The following is a 22,702-nucleotide window of genomic DNA, read 5'->3' as shown; positions in this document are numbered from 1 at the left end:
AATTAATTTCGCGTAAAGGCTTGTGAGGGCATTCTGCTTTGTGTAGAATGCCCCTTTCATTGTGTGGCCTGCAGTTGTGGGTTGCACTGTTTTCCCTTCGGGATCCAAAACTAGCCGCTATTGGCTCGGTAATGCCGGGCACCTGGTTTGCCAGGCTGATTAAGCGGGTTAAGTTGGAGGTTTGTCTTAAATGATTCAAATGCAATCAAAACTAGATGTTGCCGATAACACTGGTGCGCGTTCTGTAATGTGCATTAAAGTGCTTGGTGGCTCTAAGCGTCGTTATGCGTCTGTCGGCGATATCATTAAGGTCAGCATTAAAGATGCTGCTCCTCGTGGTCGCGTCAAAAAAGGCGATGTATACAACGCGGTCGTTGTTCGTACTGCTAAAGGCGTTCGTCGTGCTGATGGTGCACTTATCAAGTTTGATGGTAATGCAGCCGTTCTTCTTAATGCAAAACTTGAGCCGATTGGCACTCGTATCTTTGGGCCTGTTACGCGTGAATTGCGTACCGAGCGCTTTATGAAGATCGTGTCTCTTGCGCCAGAAGTTCTTTAAGGAGTATCCAGCATGAACAAGATTCGCAAAGGCGATGAAGTAATCGTTCTCACTGGCAAAGATAAGGGTAAGCGCGGTATCGTACTTACTTCTGTTCCAGCCGAAGGCCGTGTAGTGGTTGAGGGTGTAAATGTTGTTAAAAAACACCAAAAACCAAATCCAATGCGCGGTGTTCAGGGTGGTATCGTTGAACTGACTAAGTCGGTTGACGTATCTAATGTGGCTATTTTCAATACTGCGACTGGCAAGGCTGATCGTGTTGGCTTCAAGACTCTTGAAGACGGCAAGAAAGTCCGTGTATTTAAGTCGAGTGGCGAAGTGGTTGGCGGCTAAGGGGAATCTAGATGGCTCGTTTTCAAGAGATTTATGAGAACCAGATTGTTCCCGAGTTGGTCAAGCAATTCGGTTACAAGTCTGTAATGCAAGTGCCTCGTATTGAAAAAATCACCATCAACATGGGTGTTGGTGAGGCAGTTGCAGATAAAAAAGTAATGGATTTCGCTGTTGGCGATATGCAAAAAATTGCTGGTCAAAAGCCGGTTGTTACAAAATCTAAAAAATCAATTGCTGGTTTTAAGATTCGTGATGGCTATCCGGTTGGCTGCAAGGTAACTTTGCGTCGTGAACGTATGTTTGAATTCCTTGATCGCCTAGTTACTATCGCGCTACCGCGTGTACGTGACTTCCGTGGTATTGGTGGCAAGTCCTTCGATGGTCGTGGTAACTTTAACATGGGTGTGAAAGAGCAAATTATCTTCCCGGAAATTGAGTACGATAAGATTGATGCGCTTCGTGGTATGAATATCACGATCACAACTACGGCTAAAACTGACGATGAAGCGCGTGCTCTGCTCGCTGCATTCAAATTCCCGTTTAAGACTTGAGGCGATCATGGCAAAACTTGCACTGATTAATCGTGAAGCAAAGCGCGTAGCTGTAGTTGCGAAGTTTGCAGCTAAACGTGCAGCGCTCTTGGTCGTTATTAACGATCAAAACGCGAGTGAGGAAGAACAATTCCAAGCCCGCTTGAAACTCCAGCAACTCCCACGTAATGCATCACCAGTTCGTTTGCACAATCGTTGCACATTAACTGGTCGCTCACGTGGCGTGTTCCGCAAATTCGGTCTCGGTCGCAGCAAGCTGCGTGAACTCGCTTTCAAGGGCGAAGTACCGGGTCTGGTCAAAGCTAGCTGGTAATAGGAGAGAAAACACATGGCAATGCATGATCCTATCGCCGATATGTTGACTCGTATCCGCAATGCACAACGTGCTGATAAAGCTGCTGTAGCTATGCCATCTTCAAAGTTGAAGGTTGCAATTGCTAAGGTATTAGTGGAAGAAGGTTATGTTGAATCGTTTACTGTAGCTGGTGATGTTAAGCCAGTCTTGACGATTGAGTTGAAGTACTACGCAGGTCGCCCAGTAATTGAGCGTCTTGATCGTGTTTCAAAACCAGGCCTGCGTGATTACCGCGGTGCTGGCGACATTCCAAATGTAATGAATGGTCTTGGTGTGGCGATCGTGTCTACATCCAAGGGTGTGATGACCGACCGCAAAGCGCGTGCCAATGGTGTTGGTGGCGAGCTTTTGTGCATCGTTGCTTGATGAGGTATCACAATGTCCCGCGTAGCTAAAAATCCGGTAACCATTCCGGCTGGCGTTGAAGTAAATATCGCCGCAGGTGAAATCGTAGTTAAGGGTCCAAAAGGATCTTTGGCGCAACCTATTGTTACTGATGTGACTGTCAAAGTTGAAAACGGCTCTGTCGTTTTCGAAGCTAATGGAAATAGCAAATTTGCTCGTTCTATGTCTGGTACTTTGCGTGCATTAGTTAACAACATGGTTAACGGTGTTTCTAAGGGCTTTGAGCGTAAATTAACACTTGTTGGTGTTGGTTATCGTGCTCAGGCTCAAGGTGAAGTATTGAACCTGTCACTAGGTTTCTCTCATCCAGTTGCTCATGCTATTCCTAAGGGAATTACTTGTGAGACTCCAACTCAGACTGAGATCCTTTTGAAGGGTGCCGATAAACAACTTATTGGTCAGGTTGCTGCAGAGATTCGTGCTTACCGTTCGCCAGAGCCATATAAAGGCAAGGGTGTTCGTTATGCTGATGAAGTTGTGGTTATCAAAGAAACCAAGAAGAAGTAATCGAGGCTGAATCATGGATAAGAATCAAAGTAGACTTCGCCGTGCACGTAAAACCCGTGCCAAGATTGCGGAGCTCAAGGTTGTGCGCTTGTCGGTCCATCGTACCAATAGCCATATGTACGCCCAAATTATTGATGCAACGGGCGGTAATGTTTTGGCTTCAGCTAATACCTTGGAAGCAGGGTTGCGTGCAGAAGTTAAAAATGGTGGCAGTGTTGCTGGTGCAACCGCTGTTGGTAAGTTGATTGCTGAACGTGCTAAGGCTGCTGGTATTGAATCAGTTGCTTTTGACCGTTCCGGTTTCCAGTACCATGGTCGCGTGAAAGCGTTGGCTGATGCTGCTCGTGAAGCTGGCCTGGCCTTCTAATTGAGTTTGGAGTTGAATAATGGCTAAGAACGAAAGAGAAGAAGTCAAGGACGGTCTACTCGAAAAAATGGTTAGCGTTAATCGCGTAACCAAAGTAGTGAAGGGTGGTCGTATCCTTGGTTTCGCAGCACTAACCGTTGTTGGTAATGGTGACGGTAGTGTTGGTATGGGTAAAGGCAAATCAAAAGAAGTGCCTGTAGCTGTACAGAAAGCAATGGAAGAAGCTCGCCGTAAAATGGTAAAAGTTAGTCTGCGTAATGGTACAGTGCAACACACTGTATTTGGTAAACATGGTGCAACAACAGTGTTTATGCAGCCAGCTCCTGAAGGTACTGGTATTATTGCCGGTGGTCCTATGCGTGCTGTTTTTGAAGTAATGGGTATTCATAACATTACTGCAAAATGCCATGGCTCAACTAATCCATATAATATCGTTCGCGCGACGTTGGATGGATTGGCTAAATTACACACCCCTTCTGATATTGCTGCTAAACGTGGCAAAACAGTTGAAGAGATTCTTGGGGGTGCGCAATGAGCGACGTTAAAACAATTAAGGTGACTCTGGTTAAAAGCTTGATTGGTCGTCTTGAGGCTCATAAAGCTTGTGCTCGTGGTTTAGGGTTGCGTCGTATGAACAGTTCTTCTGTTGTCATCGATACGCCAGAAAATCGTGGCATGGTTAATAAAATCAGCTACTTGCTAAAGGTGGAGGGTTAATATGAAACTCAATAACCTAACTCCTGGTGCCGGCGCAAAGCATGCTGCTAAGCGTGTTGGTCGTGGTATCGGTTCTGGTTTGGGCAAGACTTGTGGTCGTGGTCATAAGGGGCAAAAGTCCCGTACTGGCGGCTTCCATAAGGTTGGTTTTGAAGGCGGTCAAATGCCTTTGCAACGCCGTTTGCCGAAACGTGGTTTTGTATCTCTTGCTAAAGGCAAGAATGCTGAAATTACTTTGTCTGAATTAAACGCTTTGCCAATTGGTGAGGTTGACTTATTAAGTCTAATTCAGGCTGGTTTGATTTCTCAGCATTCTTTGACTTGCAAAGTTGTACTGTCTGGTACCATCGAGCGCGCTGTAACTGTTAAAGGTTTGGGCGTAACCAAGGGTGCCAAGGCTGCAATCGAGGCTGCTGGCGGTTCTATTAGCGAGTAATGTTGTAAATCAACAGGATAGGGCAGAACGTGGCAAATCCCGCTTTGGCTGGCTCAGCAAGTAAATTTGCTGATCTTAAAAAACGGATCTGGTTCGTTGTAGGTGCGCTGATCGTATATCGTATTGGCGCACATATTCCAGTGCCGGGTATTAATCCGGTTGAGCTGGCGAACTTGTTCCAATCGTCACAAACTGGCTTGTTAAACATGTTTAACATGTTTTCAGGTGGAGCTTTATCGCGCTTTACTGTATTTGCGATTGGTATCATGCCTTATATCTCGGCATCGATTATTGTTCAGCTAGCCGGTGAAGTGTTGCCATCCCTAAAACAGTTGAAGAAAGAGGGTGAGTCGGGTAAGCGTAAGCTTACACAGTACACTCGTTATTTTACTGTTCTTTTGGCTTCGGCACAAAGTTTTGGTATTTCAATGATGTTGTTCCGACAACCAAATTTGGTTGTTATGGATCAAGGCATGTTTGTTGCTGTGACAATGATCTCTTTGGTTACTGGAACAATGTTTTTGATGTGGCTTGGTGAGCAAATTACTGAGCGCGGATTGGGGAATGGTATTTCTATCCTAATTTGTGCAGGTATTGCCGCTGGTGTACCTTCTGCAATTGCAAAAACTTTAACGTTATCAAGTCAAGGTTCACTGCCAATTTTGTTGGTGTTGTTCTTGTTTGTCGGCGTTATTTTGCTAACAGCTGTTGTTGTTTTTGTTGAGCGTGGGCAACGTAAGGTGCCTATTCAATATGCAAAAAGACAGGTTGGCAATCGGTTGATGCAGGCGCAAAGTTCGTTCTTGCCACTGAAAATTAATATGGCCGGTGTTATTCCGCCAATTTTTGCCTCTTCAATTATTTTATTTCCAGCTACTGTTTTGTCTTGGACTGGGAATGGCGAAAAATTGACTTGGCTTAAATCCTTGGGTGACATGCTGCATCCTGGCCAGCCGTTGTATGTTTTGTTTTATGCTGCTGCAATCATCTTCTTCTGTTTTTTCTATACGGCACTGGTTTTTAGTCCACGGGAAACTGCAGATAATTTAAAGAAGAGTGGTGCTATGGTGCCTGGGTATCGCCCTGGTGAGCATACTGCAAAATATGTTGAGAAGTTAATACTAAGATTGACATTGATCGGTGCTGTTTACATCACTATCATTTGCTTGATCCCTGAGTTTCTGATTCTGAAATGGAATGTTCCATTCTACTTTGGCGGCACTTCGTTGCTGATCTTAGTGGTTGTTACTATGGACTTTATGGCTCAGTTACAGTCTTATGTGCTGTCGCATCAGTATGAAGGTCTGTTGAAGAAGGCGAACTTCAAGGGTTAATTAATTTGCATTTAAATGTGCAAGTGTCATTTTAATGGTTGGATATATTCTCAGTACAATTTGTATTGTACTGAGAATTTGTCCTAATTCAGACATGCGGCTCTTGTTTTGCTTCCCAGATTGTATTGGATGCTATATTATTCATTCCCTCTTGGGTGGGCGGTTGCGAATTTATTCACAGCTGTTGAAACAGGAATTGTATTGTATTTCAACTTACAAGTTGAAATTTTACTTTGATCGTAAAGGATAGACCATGAGAGTTCAGGCATCGGTCAAGAAAATCTGCCGTAACTGCAAAATTATTCGTCGCAACCGTGTTGTACGTGTAATTTGTACAGACCCGCGGCATAAGCAACGTCAAGGCTGATTGAGTCAATCGGCTATTGGTGTTAAGATCCACCACTTTTTAACCTGGGGTAAGAAGTATGGCCCGTATTGCTGGGGTTAATATTCCCAATCATCAGCATACTGTGATCGGCCTTCAGGCTATTTTTGGTATTGGTCAAACTCGCGCTAAAGCGATTTGTGCTATTACTGAAATTGAGCCAAGCAAGAAGGTAAAAGATCTCAGTGATGTTGAACTTGAAAAATTGCGTGACGAAGTAGGCAAGTTCACTATTGAAGGTGATCTACGTCGTGAAGTAACCATGAACATCAAGCGTCTTATGGATCTTGGTTGTTACCGTGGTTTACGTCATCGTAAAGGCTTACCTTGTCGCGGTCAGCGTACGAAAACCAATGCACGTACTCGTAAGGGTCCGCGCAAGGCAATCGCTGGCAAGAAGTAATTAAGGACATAAATTATGGCTAAAGCAAACACAGCTCGTGTACGTAAGAAAGTCAAGAAGAGCGTGTCTGAAGGTATCGTGCACGTTCACGCGTCTTTCAATAACACGATCATTACCATCACTGATCGCCAAGGCAATGCTTTATCTTGGGCTACCTCGGGCGGTGCTGGTTTCAAGGGCTCTCGTAAAAGTACACCTTTTGCTGCACAGGTTGCGGCAGAAGCTGCTGGTAAAGTTGCCCAAGAATATGGTGTTAAGAACCTCGAAGTTCGTATCAAGGGTCCGGGTCCAGGTCGTGAATCTGCAGTGCGTGCATTGAACGCTCTTGGTTTCAAGATCACCAGTATCTCGGATGTGACGCCTGTTCCGCACAACGGCTGCCGTCCGCCGAAGAAGCGTCGTATCTAATTCTGGAGTAAGAAATGGCTCGTTATATTGGACCTAAGTGCAAACTCGCACGCCGCGAAGGAACGGATCTGTTCTTGAAGAGCGCGCGTCGTTCGCTCGATAGCAAATGCAAGCTGGAACAAGCCCCAGGCCAGCATGGCGCGAAGAAAAATACGCGTCAGTCGGACTACGGCGTTCACCTGCGTGAAAAGCAAAAGATCCGTCGTATTTACGGCGTTCTTGAACGTCAGTTCCGTGGTTATTTCCATGAAGCGGCTCGTCGTAAAGGTTCTACAGGTGAAAATCTGTTGAAACTTCTCGAAAGTCGTCTCGATAATGTTGTTTATCGCATGGGCTACGGTTCGACTCGTTCTGAATCTCGTCAACTAGTTTCCCATAAAGCAATCACTGTAAATGGCAAACCTGTAAACATTCCTTCTTTCCAAGTGAAAGCTGGTGATGTGGTTGCTGTTCGTGAGAAGTCTAAGAAGCAAGTACGTATTCAAGAGGCTCTCTCTCTTGCTGAAGGTATTGGTTTCCCAAATTGGGTACAGGTTGATTCTAAGAAAATGGAAGGTGTATTTAAGAATATGCCAGAGCGTTCCGATCTATCTAGCGATATTAATGAATCGTTAGTGGTGGAATTCTATTCCAAGTAATAACCTGACCCGCTAAGGCAAGGGATACTGACTTATGCAAATCAACGCAAACGACTTGCTCAAACCGCGCATTATTGACGTACAGACTGTTGCTACGGCACATGCTAAAGTCGTAATGGAGCCTTTTGAGCGTGGTTATGGCCATACGCTCGGTAATGCACTACGCCGAATTTTGCTTTCTTCTATGCCGGGCTTTGCTCCGACAGAAGTAAAGATTGAAGGTGTTGTGCATGAATACTCCGCGCTGGATGGTGTACAGGAAGATGTCGTTGACATCCTGTTGAACCTTAAAGGCGTTGTGCTCAAGCTGCATGGTCGGGACTCTGTTACTCTCACCCTTTCTAAAGAGGGTGAGGGTATCGTAACGGCGTCCGACATCCAGCTGCCGCATGATGTCGAAGTGATCAATCCAGAACATGTGATTGCTCATCTTTCTGCTGGTGGTAAGTTAAACATGGAAATTACAGTCGAAAAAGGTCGTGGTTATCAACCAGCTCCTGCTCGATTGAATAAAGAAGAGGGTCGTACCATTGGTACGGTTATGCTGGATGCTTCATTCAGCCCAATTCGCCGTGTTAGTTATCATGTAGAGAGTGCTCGTGTCGAACAGCGTACCGATCTTGACCGCTTGATTATCGACATTGAAACTAATGGCGTGATTGAGCCGGATGAGGCAGTTCGCCAAGCCGCTCGGATGTTGATTGACCAGCTCGGCGTATTTGCTGACTTGGAAGGTACGCCAGAAGTTACAGTTGCAGAACCTACGATTACTATTGATCCTATCTTGTTACGTCCGGTAGATGATCTTGAACTGACAGTTCGTTCGGCAAATTGCCTCAAAGCGGAAAACATCTATTACATTGGCGATCTGATTCAGCGAACAGAAACTGAGTTGTTAAAAGCTCCGAATCTGGGTCGTAAATCGTTGAATGAGATCAAAGAAGTGCTAGCTTCGAAGGGCCTTAGCCTCGGCATGCGCCTAGAAAACTGGCCTCCGGCTGGCTTAGATAAGCCTTGAAGTCCGGCACTAGTAAAGGAACTGACAAATGCGTCACCGTCTTTCTAATCGTAAACTGAATCGCACGACAAGTCATCGTCTTGCTATGCTTCGCAACTTGGCTAACTCGTTGTTGAAGCATGAAGTTATTAAAACGACTCTACCAAAGGCTAAAGAATTACGCCGTGTTGCAGAGCCGTTGATTACTTTAGGTAAAAAACCTTGTTTGGCTAATCGTCGCTTGGCTTTTGACCGTACTCGTGATCGTGAAGTTGTAGTTAAATTATTTGATATTCTAGGCCCACGTTACGCAACGCGTAACGGTGGCTACCTTCGTATCTTGAAATGCGGCTTCCGTCAAGGTGACAATGCTCCTATGGCATATGTTGAACTTGTCGATCGCCCAGAAGAAGCTGAAGCTGTAGACGCTGCTGAATAAAATAGTTTTTTTAAAAAAGGCCAACTTTGTTGGCCTTTTTTTGTTTTTCTTTATTTAATATTCAATGATTCTTGCTGCTGCTGTTTCTACCTGATACCAATTCCATTCTTTAGCAGTTCTAAGTGCTGTATTAACGATAATAGTATGTGCTTCATCATTACTAATGTGCAAAATCTGAGCACATTTTTCGATGTCCATGTAGTTTAGTTCTTGATTCCAACTCCATTCTGTATGTCTCGCTATTGAGGTTGAAACCAGCACTAATAGCACTCTTGGGTCATTTACATAGCTTTCATCTACGAGATGTAGCAATATTTTAGGCAAATGCCAGTGAATGATTAGTTCTTGCTGTAATTCATTTACAGTGCAGCCTAAAATTTCTTTTTGGATTGATTTGCTTCTAATTTCTGGATTATTTTTTAATGAATCTCTAATTTTAAGCATTAACTCAGGGGCAGCTAGCCATAATAAAATCTCCGCTGTTTCATGTAATAAAGCAGCAGTAATGATTTCTTTTGGGTCTATATCCCGCCTAGATTTACTCATGGTTTCTGCGAGCTGTGCAGCATAATATGCTCTGGCACAGGTCTTTAAGCAAGTTTGTAATGTGTCGGTATTTTGGGATAATTCTTCTTCTAGAATTTGGCAGTCACGTATAATTTCAAAAAATTCTTTAATTCCAATCATTAGAAGTACTTTTTCAATGTTCGTGATGTCTGTTACTTGCTGCTGACTCCGCCGATGCACTTGGTACTTTAGCATCTTCAAACTTAATAATGGGTCGTGGCCGATTACATAGGCTAGATCACGTAGATCAATACAATCCATATTGCTACGTAATTTAGTAATATGTTCTTTAGTGCTAGCAAGTATTGGAATTTCAACATGACTGATGATGTTGATCCAGCTGGCTAAATTTTTCGGATTATTCTGCATCATTACCTTGTTCATTTTAAAGGCAGTTTTATATGGCGCGCTATGCTATTGGTGATATACAAGGGTGCTATTCTGAGTTCTGTTCCTTGCTCTCTCTTATCCAGTTTAATCCAAGTTCTGATAAAGTATATCTTGTTGGTGACCTGGTCAATCGTGGGCCTCAGTCATTGGAAGTTTTGCGATTGGTTAAATCACTCTCTCCGGCTATAGAAGTAGTACTTGGCAACCATGATCTACATTTATTGGCTTGTTGGGCAGGAGTATCAAAGGTAAAAGAGCTCGATACACTTGATGCAATATTAAATGCGCCCGATGTGGATGATTTGCTGCATTGGCTAAGAAAACAACCATTGATAATTGAATTGCCAGATTGCTTTATATGTCATGCTGGAATTAATCCAACCATTTCTAAGATTGACTCATTACGCATTGCTGAAAATTGTGAGAGAAATTTATCATCGGATGGTTACTATAATTGGCTACAAATCATGTATGGCAATACACCTACCACATGGGATGCTGCTTTTACTGCAGAATCTGAGTTTCGATTTGGAATTAACTCATTTACAAGAATGCGTATGTTAGATCGCTTAGCTTTAGAGTTTAAATTTAAAGGCGATATTGTAGACACTCCTAGTCAGTTAACACCGTGGTATATGCTTCAGTCTGACGTTTCAAAACGAATCGTGTTTGGGCATTGGTCTACCCTTGGCTTAATGGTTAATCAACAATTTGCTTGCTTGGATACGGGTTGCATTTGGGGTGGGCAACTAACAGCGTTATGCTTAGATGATGGACATTTATATCAAGTGCCAGCTGAGTATGATTGCCAGTCTTTTTTAGAATAAATTTAAAATTTTGTATTCTTTTTTGGATGATGGAATAGTCGAATTCAATTCGCTGTGTACTCATTTTTCCTATATTCCCCATGCTATGGAGGATGCTCATTTTGGCATGGAAAAATGTTGTGCATATCGTTTGCTAAGTTGTTTTGTGGGTAGCAACATTAAAAAGTCCGCTGTATTAAATGTTGGGTCCCAAGCCGGCTCTCCACAAATCATTGCGCCAGCTCTTAGATAGCCTTTTATGAGTGCCGGTACTTCTACTTGGTTGGAGTGGTGTTGTTGCGGTGTTGGTAGTGGCATTCTTGGAAACACACGCCACTCGATAGGAGCCAGTGATTTTTTGGCGATTTGCTGATATAAATTAATTGCAGTATGTCCATTGTCAATGAGGGATACACTGGCACAGCCGATCATATATTGGTATTGGTTTTCTGCCATGTATTTAGCTAGTCCAGCCCATAGTAATGTAATGGTGGCACCATTTCTATATTTTGGATGGACGCAGCTTCGGCCTAATTCTACAAGTTGTGGTCGGATATGCTGAAGTCGTGTTAAATCAAATTCGGTGTCGGAGTAGTAACTGCCTACTTTTCTTGCTTGGTGAGGTGGGAGTATACGGTATGTGCCGACAACTTCGCCGGAGTTTTCATCATGGGCAACAAGATGATCGCAATAATCATCAAATAGATCGCGATCGAGCCCACTTGTATTATTCGGTAGTTGTGCACCCATTTCATCAACGAACACTTTATACCGCAGTGCTTGAGCCGCCTTGATCGTGTCTTGATGATTAGCGATGGAAACGGTTAATTTTCTATTTTGTTTGTCGTGACTAGAAAATATATTTTCGAGGTGCATATTAACTCTCCTAGATGGAGAGTTCAAATTACTAGCCTCATATTACACAGCTGTGATAAATCGATGAATTTGTGATTACGATCTAGTCAGATTTTTTAAATAAATCAAAATCTAAATCGGGAGGAGTAGATTCATCCGGAACACGATACGTTTCAGTTGCCCATGCGCCTAAATCAACTAACTTGCAGCGTTCAGAACAAAAAGGACGAAAGGGATTATCAGTTGAATAAGGGGTACTTATTCCACAGGACGGGCATTTAATTATTTTTTTCATAAATTACAATAAGCAAGGGTAAACGATACATCACTATCAATGACTTTAGCTCTTTCACCGCTTGTACTTGGTACCACGAATCTAATATTAATCGCATAGCGATTGGCTGAAAGCTCCGGTATGGCTGGTAGGTCGTTATTTAAACTCACTTTGAGTAGCTGAACTGTTTTCCCTCCCGACATTTGCTGAAATGAACCTGACTTCGCAATAAAGTGGCTTGATTTGGCAGAATCGCGCAGTAATTTTAGTACAATATCTAAGCCCTGCTTAATTGGCATTAATGGATTTAGCCAACGAGCTAAATCATTTTTCCTGCGTTCTGCTGCTTGGGTACGCCAATAATGATAAGAAGGTAAATCAAACTCACAAACGCCACCAGGAATAGAGCTACGTTGCTTAATTGCCATTAGCCATTCGTTTTCACGCAGATATTGCCCTAATTTGCCGGTCATATTCAACAGGCGAGCATGTGTAGATTCGATATCTAATAATACTCGATCTAAAGCATCTTCAGAGATGTGTGGATTATTGCGCAGAGCGAGTAGTGTTTGGCGCTGCCGTTCTAATTCTTGGAGTAAATCAGACTTTAAATCAGCACGACTGGCCACTTCCATAATTTCGAAAATACCAAGTAGCGCCATGTGATGATCAGTCGGTTGCTCGCGCGAAGCGAACTCTTCGGTGCGGACATAGAGATCTTCGAGCCGAAGAAGGGTTCGTATTCTCTCATTGATCGGAAATTCGTAACTGATCACAATGCATAGGTCCGGTAAAGATTCGCAATTTTGCAGCATACACTACAATTTGAAAACCTATTGTTTGATTAATTTAAACTTTTTCAGCAAAAAATCATGTGTCTGTGACACTTTTGCGTCGATATCCTGCGGTGTCCCGTTATTGCTGAGAACTTCATCGGCATATTGATTTCTTTGCTCACGGCTCATTTGAGTCGTAATGATTTGTCTGATTTCAATTTCAGATAAGTGACTTCTAGATTTAACGCGCTCAATCTGTAAATATTCCTCGCAATCGATTGCAATAGAATAGTCAATCAGGCTCAGAAATAATTGAGTTTCAAAAAGTAAAGGAACTGCCAGGATGCAATATGCTTGTTCGAGGGGAACATTTTTAATTAACTCAGCGGCCATTTTATAAATGAGAGGATGGAGTATTTTTTCTAAGGTTTGTTTGCCAGTTGGATTGGAAAAAATATGTTGCCGCATCCATGTACGATTGAGTGCACCATCATCTTGTATTGCTGACTCGCCAAATTTCGCCAAAATAGCAGGCATCGCAGCTGAAGATGCTTGCGTTAGCTGATGGGCAAGTTGGTCGGTATCAATGACCGTAATGCCTAGGCGTACAAATGCATGGCAGAAACTACTTTTCCCACTGCCAATGCCTCCTGTTATGCCGACGACGTACACTTATGCCATTCCATACAACATGAGCGATAGATCTTTGCCCCAAATTAAGGCCAATAAACCGGCGACGCCAAGGTAGGGTCCAAATGGCATTGGCTTATTCCAGCCTCGATTTTGACCTAAAACCATCACAATACCGATCGCTGCACCAGCAAACGAAGACAATAGAATAATCATTGGGATCATGCTCCAGCCAAACCAAGCACCCAGCGCGGCAAGTAATTTAAAGTCGCCGTAGCCCATGCCCTCTTTGCCTGTGATCAACTTAAACGCCCAGTATACGAGCCAAAGCGACATATAGCCTGCAATTGCACCATATACTGCACTTTCTAGTGAGGTAAAGACGTTAAAGCTATTGAAGATTAATCCAATCCAAATCAATGGCAATGTCAAACTATCGGGCAGTAGATAAGTGTCAGCATCAATCATTATTAATGTGATTAAGAACCACGCCAGAATTAGCGCACCAATGAGCGGGGCGCTATAGCCAAAGTGCCAAGCTAGCCCACCTGAAATCAGTGCAGTCATTAATTCTACGAGTGGGTAGCGTGCACTGATTTTGTTTTTGCACTGACGGCATTGGCCACGTAGCAGTAGCCAACTGAAAATTGGAATATTCTCAAGTGCGGTGATTTGATGCCCACATTGAGGACAAGCTGAACGCGGAACGACTAAATTATATTTTGCCGCTGGAGTCGGCATGGGTTCGTCGAGGAGTGTTGCGCATTCTTGTTTAAACTCTCTTTCCATCATTAACGGTAAGCGATGAATAACCACATTTAAAAAGCTGCCAACCAATAAACCTAATACCGCAATACAAAAAATAAACATAGAAATTTCAATTGAAGAATTCATAAAATTAACCAACAGCCGCACCCATTTTGAAAATAGGCAGATACATTGCTACAACTAAGCCACCGATCAAAGTGCCGAGCACCACCATAATGATCGGCTCCATTAAGCTGGATAATGCTTCAACCGCATTGTCGACTTCTTCTTCGTAGTAATCCGCTACCTTACTGAGCATGGCATCGAGCGAGCCTGATTCTTCACCAATCGAGGTCATTTGCATCACCATATTGGGAAACACATTTGCATTTTGCATCGCGACCGTCAAACTGGTACCGGTGCTCACTTCAGATTGAATTTTTTTCGTCGCTATTTTGTAAATATAGTTGCCTGACGCTCCCCCTACGGATTCAAGAGATTCAACCAGGGGTACCCCTGCGGCAAACATGGTGGCTAAGGTTCGAGTCCAGCGAGCAATGGTGGCATTTTTGACGATTTCGCCAAAAATTGGCAACTTAAGGATCAATCGATCCATAAAAATTTGCATCGTTTCTGAGCGACGCCAAGCGTTCATAAATAGCCAGAAGCCACCAAAGATGCCGCCAAAGATGAGGAACCAGTATGAAACAAAAAAATCCGACATTGCCATCACCATTAATGTCGGCGCGGGTAAGTCGGCACCAAAACTTGAAAATAAGTCTTTAAATGCCGGAATGACAAAAATCATAATGACCGCAGTAATTACAAATGCCGCAACAATCACAGCTGTAGGATAAAACATCGCAGATTTGATTTTTTTCTTAACGCCAAGGATTTTTTCTTTGTAAGTCGCGAGTCGAGCGAGTAACGCATCCAAAATACCGGCCTGCTCACCGGCCTGCACTAAATTGCAATACAGCGCATCAAATTGCAGCGGATGTTTACGAAATGCCTGTGTTAGTGATGAACCCGTTTCGATATCGGTTTTGATATCAAGTAATAACTTGGTGACCGAAGGGTTGCCATGGCCTTTGGCGACGATATCAAACGCGGTGAGTAACGGTACGCCAGATTTGAGCATGGTGGCTAATTGCCGCGTAAACATGGCAATATCAAGCTCGGTGATTTTTCGTCCAGCAGGAACACGAACTTTTTTAACCGAAGCAATATTAATGCCTTGGCGGCGTAAGGTGGTTTTGACAACGGCTTCGCCGCTGGCACGCATTTCACCGCTCACCGCTTTGCCGGTGCGATCTTTGCCTTTCCAATGGTAATTAAATTCTTTGACCGCTATTGTTTTTTTTTGGACTGCCATGCGGGCTCCCTTGTTATTCGTTGGTAACGGCCATAATTTCTTCTAAAGAAGTGAGACCTTGTTTTACTTTTCTTAAACCTGCTTCACGTAAAGAGAGAACTCCTTCGCGACGTGCTTGGTCGGCAATATCAATGGCATTACCATTGGTCATAATAATGCGATTGAGTTCGTCAGTAATGGGCATAACTTGATAAATGCCAACGCGGCCTTTGTAGCCGCTGTCTTTGCATATTTCACAGCCTTTGGGGCCATAACTATGCCATGTTCCATCAAGATCGCTTTGATCAAAACCAGCATTAAGTAGGGCTTCGGTTGGAATATCAACGGGCTGCTTGCAGCTACACAGCCGCCGCGCCAAACGTTGAGCGGTAATCAAGATCACCGAGGAGGCAATGTTAAAGGGTTGAATACCCATATTTAACATCCGCGTTAATGTGGTTGGTGCATCATTGGTATGCAGAGTAGAAAAAACCATATGCCCAGTTTGGGCCGCTTTAATCGCAATATCCGCCGTCTCTAAATCACGGATCTCACCGACCATGATAATGTCAGGATCTTGCCGTAAGAAGGCTTTCAGTGCGGCAGAAAAAGTTAAACCAGCTTTATCATTCACGTTAACTTGGTTAATGCCAGGCAGGTTAATCTCGCAAGGATCTTCCGCAGTAGAAATATTGATGTCCGGTTTATTAAGTAAATTCAAACAGGTATATAGCGATACCGTTTTGCCAGAACCAGTCGGGCCGGTGACCAAGACCATGCCATAGGGGCGATGAATGGCCTCGAGAATAGTGGCTTTTTGGTCTGGGTCGTAGCCTAGCGCATCAATGCCGAGTGTCGCTGACGATGGATCTAAAATCCGCATAACGATTTTTTCGCCATGCATGGTCGGCAAGGTTGAAACCCGGAAATCAATGGCGCGGCTTTTGGATAAAACGAGTTTCATCCGGCCATCTTGCGGAACGCGTTTTTCAGAAATGTCGAGCTTGGAGATCACTTTAATGCGGGAAGAAATTTTCTCTTTAATCGCCAGTGGTGGTGTTGCAACTTCGCGCAAAACGCCATCGACACGATAACGAACGCGGAAAAATTTTTCGTAAGGTTCAAAGTGGATATCCGATGCGCCTTGATTAATGGCATCCATTAAGATCTTTTGTAGGTACTTAACAACAGGGGCGTCATCGATTTCTAGATTGGCTGCGGTATCTTGAACCGGCGCGTCATCGCCGCCAGCCATTTCCAAATCAGCCTCATCAATCACCATGTCTTTGAGGTTGGCGCCACTGGCTTCTAGCAGTTTATTGAGTAAAACCGCGAGCTTGGGGTCTTCGACAATAATGGGTTCGACTTGGGCATTGGTCTGAAAACGTACGTTTTCCACTGCCGCCATATTGGTAATGTCAGAGATACCAACAAATAACTTAGTGCCGCGCTTATAGAGCGGAACAAGGCGTTGCGCCTGCATGGCTTTGCTATCGAGTACACCTTGTGGAATATAGCTAGGATCAATCCGATCAAGATCTAATAAAGGATAGCCGAAGGTCTTTGACGAAAAATCGGCAATATCTCGCGCCGACATTTTTTTGCTTTGAATTAACTGCTCGATGAACGAGGTTTTATTTGTGGCTGCGGTGGTCTGCAGCATTTCGGCATCAGCTTCGATTAAACGGCCGTGCTGCACCAAAAGCCGTGCGAGCCCAGAAATAAGGGGGGCAGTCATAAGCGCTGAGTTTCTCCAAAGCCGTTAGTCATTTTGTAATTAGAGATTCGCTGGAAATCTTATTTTTTCTTCAAATCACAACTCTAGTCTAGCAGATGTCTATAGATTGACGACGTGCTGATGTTCGCATTGCCTTGAATGGGGTGTCTAATCTCAAGTTTTGTTGTGTTTTAGTTGCGGATATTTCATTGCTGAGTCAGCAAAGAGTCTGTGTGTATTCTTGGCGCCGAAAGCTAAGTAGTCGTTTCGCAATAGAATTGCCATCTTTAGTTTTGGGTATATTTACTCAACCCTGTTGAATAAAGACTTCCAAAACTATACGTGTGCCAATATAGCCAAGAAATAATAAGATAAAGCCTGCCAAGGCCCAGTTGGCGGCAAAACGCCCGCGCCAACCATATAATACTCGGCCTACTAATAGCGCCCCAAAAATGGCCCAAGACATAAAAGCAAAAATAGTTTTATGCGAGAGTGTCAGCAATAAGCCACTATTTTGTGCTGAAAAATAAACGCCAGTAATGAGAGCCGCACTCAATAAAATAAATCCTAACGTGACGCAGCTAAACAGTAATTGTTCCAGAGTTAGTAGGGGCGGTAAGGTACGCACTAGAATTTTTCTATTGTTGCTGTGCAGATTCCGGTCTGAAAAACGCATTAGAATGGCGATGGCTGCTGCGTTGACGATCAAACCTTGAGCCAGCATCGACAGTAAAAAATGGCTACGAGATAGCGTGCTTTGTGCATAAGTAATCAAATGCCCTGCCGGAAGTAGCATCGATAGCAATAAAAAGCAGCTGATAAATGCAAATAACGGCGGTTCTAGGCCATCGAGTTGCCAATATTGCCGGCCGATAATATAAATCAGCAGGCTCAGCCAAGCGGTGAGCGATAAAGATTCGGCGGCGCCAAAATGCAATTGATGGCCGCTAATAAATGGGAGCAAGATCACTGTGCCGTGGATACAAAGTCCCGTGAGCAATAAGATTGTTTCAGGAAAATGGCGTGCAGCCGCTTGCCCTGTCAGCCGGATTTGGCAAAAATGCCAGCCGAGGATCAGGTAAATAGTAAAGGTCAATAGGGTAAGCAGGGTGAGCACGTCAAATCAGGGTAAAATGTTAATTGTTTAGTCTAACAGAGTCGGTGCCGAATCGGCACCAACCGTATTAAAGGTGTAACGCATGTTTGAGAATCTGTCCGGCCGCTTGGGTGGTGTAGTTAAAACGCTGCGCGGTAACGCCCGCTTGACTGAAGACAATATGAAGGATGCGCTGCGCGAAGTTCGCATGGCGCTGCTCGAAGCCGACGTGGCTCTGCCAGCGGTGAAGCAATTTATCGCTGACGTCAAAGTTCGTGCGGAAGGCCAAGAAGTTGTTGGTAGCTTAACGCCAGGGCAGGCCTTGATTGGTGTCGTTTACGAAGAGCTCACCAAGTTAATGGGCGCACAAAATGATGCGCTTAATTTGGCCGCAGTACCACCAGCCGTTATTTTGATGGCGGGCTTGCAAGGTGCCGGTAAAACGACGACATCGGGTAAGTTAGCCAAGTTACTGAAAGAAACCCAAAAGAAGAAAGTCCTGTTGGTATCAACCGACGTCTATCGCCCGGCGGCGATTGAACAGCTCAAAACGCTGGCTGGTCAATTAACGGTGGATTGGTTCCCGTCTGATGTGAGTCAAAAGCCGGTGGATATCGCCTTGGCGGCGATTGATCATGCGAAACGTCATTTTTATGACGTATTAATCGTCGATACGGCGGGTCGCTTAGCGATTGACGAAGCGATGATGGCTGAAATCAAAGCCCTGCATGCGGCGGTGAATCCGGTTGAAACGCTGTTTGTCGTTGACGCAATGCAAGGTCAAGATGCGGTGAATGTCGCCCAAGCCTTTAATCAAACTTTGCCATTGACCGGTATTGTTCTGACCAAGATGGACGGCGATTCGCGCGGGGGCGCGGCACTGTCAGTACGGCACGTGACCGGCAAGCCAATTAAATTCTTAGGTACCGGAGAAAAACTCACCGGACTTGAGCCATTCCATCCGGATCGGATGGCCAGCCGTGTACTCGGTATGGGTGATGTACTCTCTTTGATTGAAGACGTTAAAAATTCAGTCGATGAGGCCGAAGCGCTCAAGATGATGAAAAAGGTCAAGTCCGGTAAAGGATTTGATCTGGAAGACTTTAAAACCCAAATTCAGCAAATGAAAAAAATGGGTGGCATGTCGGCCTTGATGGATAAGTTGCCAGGCAATATGGCGGCGATGGCCGATAGCCAAGTGAACGATAAATCAGTGGCACGAATTGAAGGCATTATTAATTCGATGACGCCGCTTGAGCGTCGTAAGCCTGAGCTCTTAAAAGCCAGTCGTAAACGCCGAATTGCAGCTGGATCTGGCGTAACGGTGCAAGAAGTTAATCGTCTGCTTAAGCAGTTCGAGCAAACACAAAAAATGATGAAGCAATTCTCCGGCGGCGGCATGATGAAAATGATGCGTGGCTTAAAAGGCATGATGCCTGGTATGTGATTTATGGGTATCTAGTTGTAGCCCTTGCATTGTTGAGGCTTCGGTTTGATACCCATGCAGCAGTTGTTTTAAAGTCGCGGTGCTGTAGCAATTCACTATTGCCGTTTAGAACATAATCTCTGCTCGTCCTTGCGGTGAACGCCGATTTCTGGCAGAATCGCCGCCTTTCTGCTAATTACCAATATTGGGTTTTATTATGGTCGTGATTCGTCTAGCTCGTGGTGGCGCAAAAGATCGCCCGTTCTACAACATCGTTGTGACTGATTCGCGCAACCGCCGCGATGGTCGTTTCATCGAGCGCGTAGGTTTCTACAATCCTCAAGCTCGCGGTGCTGAAGAAGCCGTTCGTTTGACTCAAGATCGTCTAACTTACTGGTTAGGTGTTGGCGCTCAGCCTTCAGATACTGTTGCTCGTTTGATCAAAAACGCAGCTAAGTAATCAGTGTCAAACAATCTTAAGGCCTCGCACTCTGCTACTGAGATACCCAATGACTTGGTATCGATGGGCTATGTGAACGGGGCTTTTGGCATTCAAGGCTGGATTAGCCTCGTCGCGGATACCGAACATGCTGATAGTTTGCTGGACTACAAAGTCTGGTGGCTGGGGCGAAACGGTGTTTTTCGTGCTTATAAAGTCGTTGATTCGCATGTGCAACCTAAGAAATTAGGCGCCAAGCTTGAAGGCGTAAATGACCGTGATGCGGCATTTGCACTTAAAGGCTGCGAAATTTCGATTCCGCGTAGCAGCATGCCTGCCGCCGGTGAAGGTGAGTACTATTGGGCTGATTTAATTGGCTTGGCAGTATTTAATGAGCAAGGCGAGCGCTTGGGCGTCATTGAGAAGCTGTTTGAAACTGGCGCAAACGATGTCATCGTTGTAAAAGATGAAACAACAGAGCGCCTGGTGCCTTTTGTTGGACACGTTGTGCTTGATGTCAATCTTGAGACGCGTGTGATGCGCGTGGACTGGGGTTTGGATTATTAATCCGAATTCCATGGCACGGTGCTTAGGTTTGCATGCAATTTGATGTTGTTACTTTATTTCCGGAAATGTTTGATGCCATCAGTGCGCATGGGGTAACTCGGCGCGCGGTAGAATTAAACTTAATCGGATTAACAACATGGAATCCGCGCAACTACACGACGGACAATTACCATCGCGTTGATGATCGCCCCTTCGGCGGTGGTCCGGGCATGGTGATGTTTGCAGCACCTTTGGATGCAGCGTTGACTGCTGCAAAGCAACGTCAGCGTGAATTAGGTGTCGTGCCGCATACGGTTTATTTGTCACCGCAAGGTGCACCGCTAACGCACAAAAAAGCCGAAGCTTTGGCGCAAATGCCGGGTTTGGTTTTGTTATGTGGGCGTTATGAAGGTGTTGATGAGCGAGTGATTCAATCGCAAGTCGACGAAGAAATTTCGGTCGGTGATTATGTTTTATCGGGTGGTGAATTGCCCGCGATGATCTTAATCGACGCCGTATCCCGCCTGATTCCAGGGGTATTAAATACCGCTGCCAGTGCGGTAGAAGATTCATTTGTGGATGGGTTGCTGGATTGCCCGCATTACACCCGTCCCGAAAATTATCGCGATATGATCGTCCCTGATGTCTTGATGTCAGGTAATCATGCCGCAATAAGGCGCTGGCGCCTAAAGCAATCTTTGGGGCGTACTTGGTTACGCCGCCCAGATTTGTTGCAAGGTCGTCAGTTAACTAAAGAGGAAGCTCGTCTTCTGGCTGAATTCAAAACTGAATATTCAGCAAGCTCAATGGATTAAACCATTGCGTGGAAGGTACGGTTTCACATACGGAGTAGTATCCAAATGAATTTGTTACAAATTCTTGAGCAAGAAGAAATTGCTCGCTTGAACAAAGCAATCCCTGATTTCGCGCCTGGCGACACTGTTATCGTTAGCGTAAAAGTGAAAGAGGGTACTCGTGAACGTCTACAGGCTTACGAAGGCATTGTTATTGCTAAACGTAACCGTGGTCTGAACAGCGCCTTTATCGTGCGTAAGATTTCTTCTGGTATGGGCGTTGAGCGTACATTCCAAACTTACTCTCCACTCGTAGCTTCAGTTGAAGTTAAGCGTCGTGGTGATGTTCGTCGCGCTAAATTGTATTACCTCCGTGATCGTTCAGGTAAATCTGCACGTATTAAGGAAAAATTGCCAGCACGTAAAGTGGTTGCTGCTAAGGCTTAATTGCTTTTTCACAACGACTCAAGTGCCAGCTACCCCGCGTAGCGCAGAAAAACCCGCAAATCGCGGGTTTTTTTTCGTCCGAGCTCAACCCTCGGTCGCTAATGGTAACAGCGCTAGCTTGGCCGCTTGGATCACCGCTTGACTGAGCCGTTCAAGTTTGGGAGATTGTACTTGCCAGCAATGCCAATACAACGTGATGTCGGTGGGCTGGCTCGGCGCCAGATCAATTAATTGACGCAGGCCAGTTGCGGGTTGGTATTGTATTTCAGGCACCATGCCGTAGCCCAAACCCAATTCAATAGCTTGTAAAAATGCTTCGCTTGATGGCACGAAATGGCAATTGAGATGAGTGCTAGGTAGCCCGAGCGTTCGCAATAAGAAGTTACTTTGCAGCGCATCTTTACGATTAAAAACCATCAATGGCGCACGGCGCGCCGCTTCGCGTTGCAAGCCTTGCGGAAAATACCGGCTGGCAAAGTCAGGATGTGCCAATAGGCGGTAGCGCATAATACCAAGTGCTTGAGCACGGCAACCACGTAATGCTTCCGATTCACTGGAGATTCCCACTAAGGCCTGTCCACTCTCCAGCTGGGCATAAGTATGGTCTTGGTCGTCCAAGCTAATGTCGAGTAAGAGCTGCTCATCTTGCAAAAACTGGCTCAAGGCGGGTAGTAGCCAAGTGGCTAGGGTGTCATGGTTGACCACCATCGGCACCGGTAAAAAATGCTGCTGTTCATGCTCAAGTTCGGCTAAAAACTCATGCTCTAAAAACTGACTGCGCCGCAGATATTGCAGTAAACGCTGGCCAGCGCGCGTGGCGCGGCAAGGGCGGGTGCGAATTAAGAGCGGTGTGCCAAGCTGGCTTTCTAGCGCGCTCACTCGTTGGGAAACAGCCGATGGTGTGAGATGTAGCCATTTGGCGGCTTGTTCAAAGCTACCGCTATCGATCACCGCCAATAACGCTTCGCCTTTATGGGTATCGAGCATTGCCGCCCCTTAATTAA

Annotated in this window: 33 protein-coding genes; 23 read left to right on the top strand and 10 right to left on the bottom strand. The window is 44.9% G+C overall.

The genetic code is table 11. From position 1 onward, the window contains the following. Positions 1-190: 190 nt before the first annotated feature. From rplN to rplQ, 17 genes are all read left to right on the top strand, one after another. Positions 191-559: a 50S ribosomal protein L14 gene (gene rplN, locus K4H25_RS16330; RefSeq protein ID WP_173532441.1), complete on the top strand. Its 369-nt coding sequence runs from the start codon at positions 191-193 to the stop codon at positions 557-559. Positions 560-571: 12 nt separating this feature from the next. Further along, positions 572-892 (top strand): 50S ribosomal protein L24, encoded by a 321-nt coding sequence (rplX, locus tag K4H25_RS16325; RefSeq protein ID WP_221021422.1) that lies wholly within the window; start codon positions 572-574, stop codon positions 890-892. 11 nt (positions 893-903) lie between these two features. Continuing rightward, a complete protein-coding gene (gene rplE / locus K4H25_RS16320) occupies positions 904-1,443 on the top strand; it encodes a 50S ribosomal protein L5 (protein WP_173532439.1) in 540 nt (179 codons plus the stop codon). Positions 1,444-1,450: 7 nt separating this feature from the next. After that, on the top strand, positions 1,451-1,756 hold the full coding sequence (gene rpsN / locus K4H25_RS16315) for a 30S ribosomal protein S14 (RefSeq protein WP_173532438.1): 306 nt from the start codon (positions 1,451-1,453) through the stop codon (positions 1,754-1,756). Positions 1,757-1,771: 15 nt separating this feature from the next. Then, entirely contained in the window at positions 1,772-2,164 is a 393-nt protein-coding gene (gene rpsH / locus K4H25_RS16310; RefSeq protein ID WP_173532437.1) for a 30S ribosomal protein S8, read from the top strand. Positions 2,165-2,176: 12 nt separating this feature from the next. Then, the gene (gene rplF, locus K4H25_RS16305) at positions 2,177-2,710 is read left to right on the top strand and encodes a 50S ribosomal protein L6 (protein WP_173532436.1); all 534 of its coding nucleotides are present in this window, start codon (positions 2,177-2,179) and stop codon (positions 2,708-2,710) included. A gap of 13 nt (positions 2,711-2,723) precedes the next feature. Continuing rightward, entirely contained in the window at positions 2,724-3,077 is a 354-nt protein-coding gene (gene rplR / locus K4H25_RS16300; RefSeq protein WP_173532435.1) for a 50S ribosomal protein L18, read from the top strand. A 19-nt stretch (positions 3,078-3,096) separates the two neighbouring features. Continuing rightward, positions 3,097-3,612, top strand: a complete 516-nt coding sequence (gene rpsE / locus K4H25_RS16295) for a 30S ribosomal protein S5 (protein ID WP_173532434.1) — start codon at positions 3,097-3,099, stop codon at positions 3,610-3,612. Continuing rightward, the gene (gene rpmD / locus K4H25_RS16290; protein ID WP_173532433.1) at positions 3,609-3,794 is read left to right on the top strand and encodes a 50S ribosomal protein L30; all 186 of its coding nucleotides are present in this window, start codon (positions 3,609-3,611) and stop codon (positions 3,792-3,794) included. Before rpsE ends, rpmD begins: the two co-directional genes overlap by 4 nt. 1 nt (position 3,795) lies before the next feature. Further along, positions 3,796-4,230, top strand: a complete 435-nt coding sequence (gene rplO / locus K4H25_RS16285) for a 50S ribosomal protein L15 (protein WP_221021421.1) — start codon at positions 3,796-3,798, stop codon at positions 4,228-4,230. Positions 4,231-4,259: 29 nt separating this feature from the next. Next, positions 4,260-5,564 (top strand): preprotein translocase subunit SecY, encoded by a 1,305-nt coding sequence (secY, locus tag K4H25_RS16280; protein WP_173532431.1) that lies wholly within the window; start codon positions 4,260-4,262, stop codon positions 5,562-5,564. 253 nt (positions 5,565-5,817) lie between these two features. Beyond that, the gene (gene rpmJ, locus K4H25_RS16275) at positions 5,818-5,931 is read left to right on the top strand and encodes a 50S ribosomal protein L36 (protein ID WP_018748524.1); all 114 of its coding nucleotides are present in this window, start codon (positions 5,818-5,820) and stop codon (positions 5,929-5,931) included. A 58-nt stretch (positions 5,932-5,989) separates the two neighbouring features. Beyond that, positions 5,990-6,352 (top strand): 30S ribosomal protein S13, encoded by a 363-nt coding sequence (gene rpsM, locus K4H25_RS16270; protein WP_173532430.1) that lies wholly within the window; start codon positions 5,990-5,992, stop codon positions 6,350-6,352. A gap of 15 nt (positions 6,353-6,367) precedes the next feature. After that, positions 6,368-6,760 carry a 30S ribosomal protein S11 gene (gene rpsK, locus K4H25_RS16265; RefSeq protein WP_027469946.1) on the top strand — a complete coding sequence of 131 codons (393 nt, stop codon included), beginning with the start codon at positions 6,368-6,370 and terminating at the stop codon, positions 6,758-6,760. A 14-nt stretch (positions 6,761-6,774) separates the two neighbouring features. Further along, positions 6,775-7,398 carry a 30S ribosomal protein S4 gene (gene rpsD, locus K4H25_RS16260; protein ID WP_027469947.1) on the top strand — a complete coding sequence of 208 codons (624 nt, stop codon included), beginning with the start codon at positions 6,775-6,777 and terminating at the stop codon, positions 7,396-7,398. Between the two features lie 34 nt (positions 7,399-7,432). After that, positions 7,433-8,416, top strand: coding sequence for a DNA-directed RNA polymerase subunit alpha (locus tag K4H25_RS16255; protein ID WP_173532429.1), 984 nt, complete (start codon positions 7,433-7,435; stop codon positions 8,414-8,416). A gap of 28 nt (positions 8,417-8,444) precedes the next feature. Then, a complete protein-coding gene (gene rplQ / locus K4H25_RS16250) occupies positions 8,445-8,834 on the top strand; it encodes a 50S ribosomal protein L17 (protein WP_173532428.1) in 390 nt (129 codons plus the stop codon). Between the two features lie 54 nt (positions 8,835-8,888). On the opposite strand, the gene K4H25_RS16245 is transcribed toward rplQ, so the two are convergent. Then, positions 8,889-9,773, bottom strand: a complete 885-nt coding sequence (locus K4H25_RS16245; protein ID WP_221021420.1) for an HDOD domain-containing protein — start codon at positions 9,771-9,773, stop codon at positions 8,889-8,891. A gap of 29 nt (positions 9,774-9,802) precedes the next feature. Here K4H25_RS16245 and K4H25_RS16240 point away from each other — a divergent pair, with 29 nt between their 5' ends. Next, a complete protein-coding gene (locus tag K4H25_RS16240) occupies positions 9,803-10,618 on the top strand; it encodes a symmetrical bis(5'-nucleosyl)-tetraphosphatase (protein WP_221021419.1) in 816 nt (271 codons plus the stop codon). A gap of 96 nt (positions 10,619-10,714) precedes the next feature. Here K4H25_RS16240 and K4H25_RS16235 read toward each other — a convergent pair whose 3' ends face one another. From K4H25_RS16235 to K4H25_RS16200, 8 genes are all read right to left on the bottom strand, one after another. Next, the gene (locus K4H25_RS16235) at positions 10,715-11,473 is read right to left on the bottom strand and encodes a GNAT family N-acetyltransferase (RefSeq protein WP_221021418.1); all 759 of its coding nucleotides are present in this window, start codon (positions 11,471-11,473) and stop codon (positions 10,715-10,717) included. An 82-nt stretch (positions 11,474-11,555) separates the two neighbouring features. Next, positions 11,556-11,747 (bottom strand): DNA gyrase inhibitor YacG, encoded by a 192-nt coding sequence (locus K4H25_RS16230; protein WP_221021417.1) that lies wholly within the window; start codon positions 11,745-11,747, stop codon positions 11,556-11,558. After that, positions 11,744-12,541, bottom strand: coding sequence for a cell division protein ZapD (zapD, locus tag K4H25_RS16225; RefSeq protein WP_255587786.1), 798 nt, complete (start codon positions 12,539-12,541; stop codon positions 11,744-11,746). The genes K4H25_RS16230 and zapD overlap by 4 nt, the downstream gene beginning before the upstream one ends. A gap of 18 nt (positions 12,542-12,559) precedes the next feature. Next, on the bottom strand, positions 12,560-13,174 hold the full coding sequence (gene coaE / locus K4H25_RS16220) for a dephospho-CoA kinase (RefSeq protein ID WP_221021415.1): 615 nt from the start codon (positions 13,172-13,174) through the stop codon (positions 12,560-12,562). Continuing rightward, on the bottom strand, positions 13,175-14,026 hold the full coding sequence (locus tag K4H25_RS16215; protein ID WP_221021414.1) for a prepilin peptidase: 852 nt from the start codon (positions 14,024-14,026) through the stop codon (positions 13,175-13,177). A 4-nt stretch (positions 14,027-14,030) separates the two neighbouring features. Further along, entirely contained in the window at positions 14,031-15,254 is a 1,224-nt protein-coding gene (locus K4H25_RS16210) for a type II secretion system F family protein (RefSeq protein WP_221021413.1), read from the bottom strand. Positions 15,255-15,267: 13 nt separating this feature from the next. Next, positions 15,268-16,971, bottom strand: coding sequence for a type IV-A pilus assembly ATPase PilB (gene pilB / locus K4H25_RS16205; protein ID WP_221021412.1), 1,704 nt, complete (start codon positions 16,969-16,971; stop codon positions 15,268-15,270). 286 nt (positions 16,972-17,257) lie between these two features. Next, complete coding sequence (locus K4H25_RS16200; RefSeq protein WP_221021411.1) at positions 17,258-18,067, bottom strand: cytochrome C assembly family protein; 810 nt, start codon at positions 18,065-18,067, stop codon at positions 17,258-17,260. A gap of 82 nt (positions 18,068-18,149) precedes the next feature. Between K4H25_RS16200 and ffh the strand changes: the two genes are divergently transcribed. From ffh to rplS, 5 genes are all read left to right on the top strand, one after another. Next, on the top strand, positions 18,150-19,493 hold the full coding sequence (gene ffh, locus K4H25_RS16195) for a signal recognition particle protein (RefSeq protein ID WP_221021410.1): 1,344 nt from the start codon (positions 18,150-18,152) through the stop codon (positions 19,491-19,493). Between the two features lie 196 nt (positions 19,494-19,689). Continuing rightward, positions 19,690-19,932 carry a 30S ribosomal protein S16 gene (gene rpsP, locus K4H25_RS16190; RefSeq protein WP_173532418.1) on the top strand — a complete coding sequence of 81 codons (243 nt, stop codon included), beginning with the start codon at positions 19,690-19,692 and terminating at the stop codon, positions 19,930-19,932. A gap of 3 nt (positions 19,933-19,935) precedes the next feature. Beyond that, positions 19,936-20,478 carry a ribosome maturation factor RimM gene (rimM, locus tag K4H25_RS16185; protein WP_308419424.1) on the top strand — a complete coding sequence of 181 codons (543 nt, stop codon included), beginning with the start codon at positions 19,936-19,938 and terminating at the stop codon, positions 20,476-20,478. 32 nt (positions 20,479-20,510) lie between these two features. Continuing rightward, positions 20,511-21,272, top strand: coding sequence for a tRNA (guanosine(37)-N1)-methyltransferase TrmD (gene trmD, locus K4H25_RS16180; RefSeq protein WP_221021409.1), 762 nt, complete (start codon positions 20,511-20,513; stop codon positions 21,270-21,272). Positions 21,273-21,317: 45 nt separating this feature from the next. Then, positions 21,318-21,698 (top strand): 50S ribosomal protein L19, encoded by a 381-nt coding sequence (gene rplS / locus K4H25_RS16175; protein WP_221021408.1) that lies wholly within the window; start codon positions 21,318-21,320, stop codon positions 21,696-21,698. Between the two features lie 84 nt (positions 21,699-21,782). Here the strand turns inward: rplS and K4H25_RS16170 are convergent, their stop codons facing one another. Next, complete coding sequence (locus tag K4H25_RS16170; RefSeq protein ID WP_221021407.1) at positions 21,783-22,685, bottom strand: LysR family transcriptional regulator ArgP; 903 nt, start codon at positions 22,683-22,685, stop codon at positions 21,783-21,785. Positions 22,686-22,702 lie beyond the last annotated feature (17 nt).

Source organism: Deefgea piscis, assembly GCF_019665785.1.
Classification (GTDB): domain Bacteria; phylum Pseudomonadota; class Gammaproteobacteria; order Burkholderiales; family Chitinibacteraceae; genus Deefgea.
The sequence above is the reverse complement of the archived record's forward strand: the minus strand, read 5'-3'. Positions and strand labels throughout refer to the sequence as shown.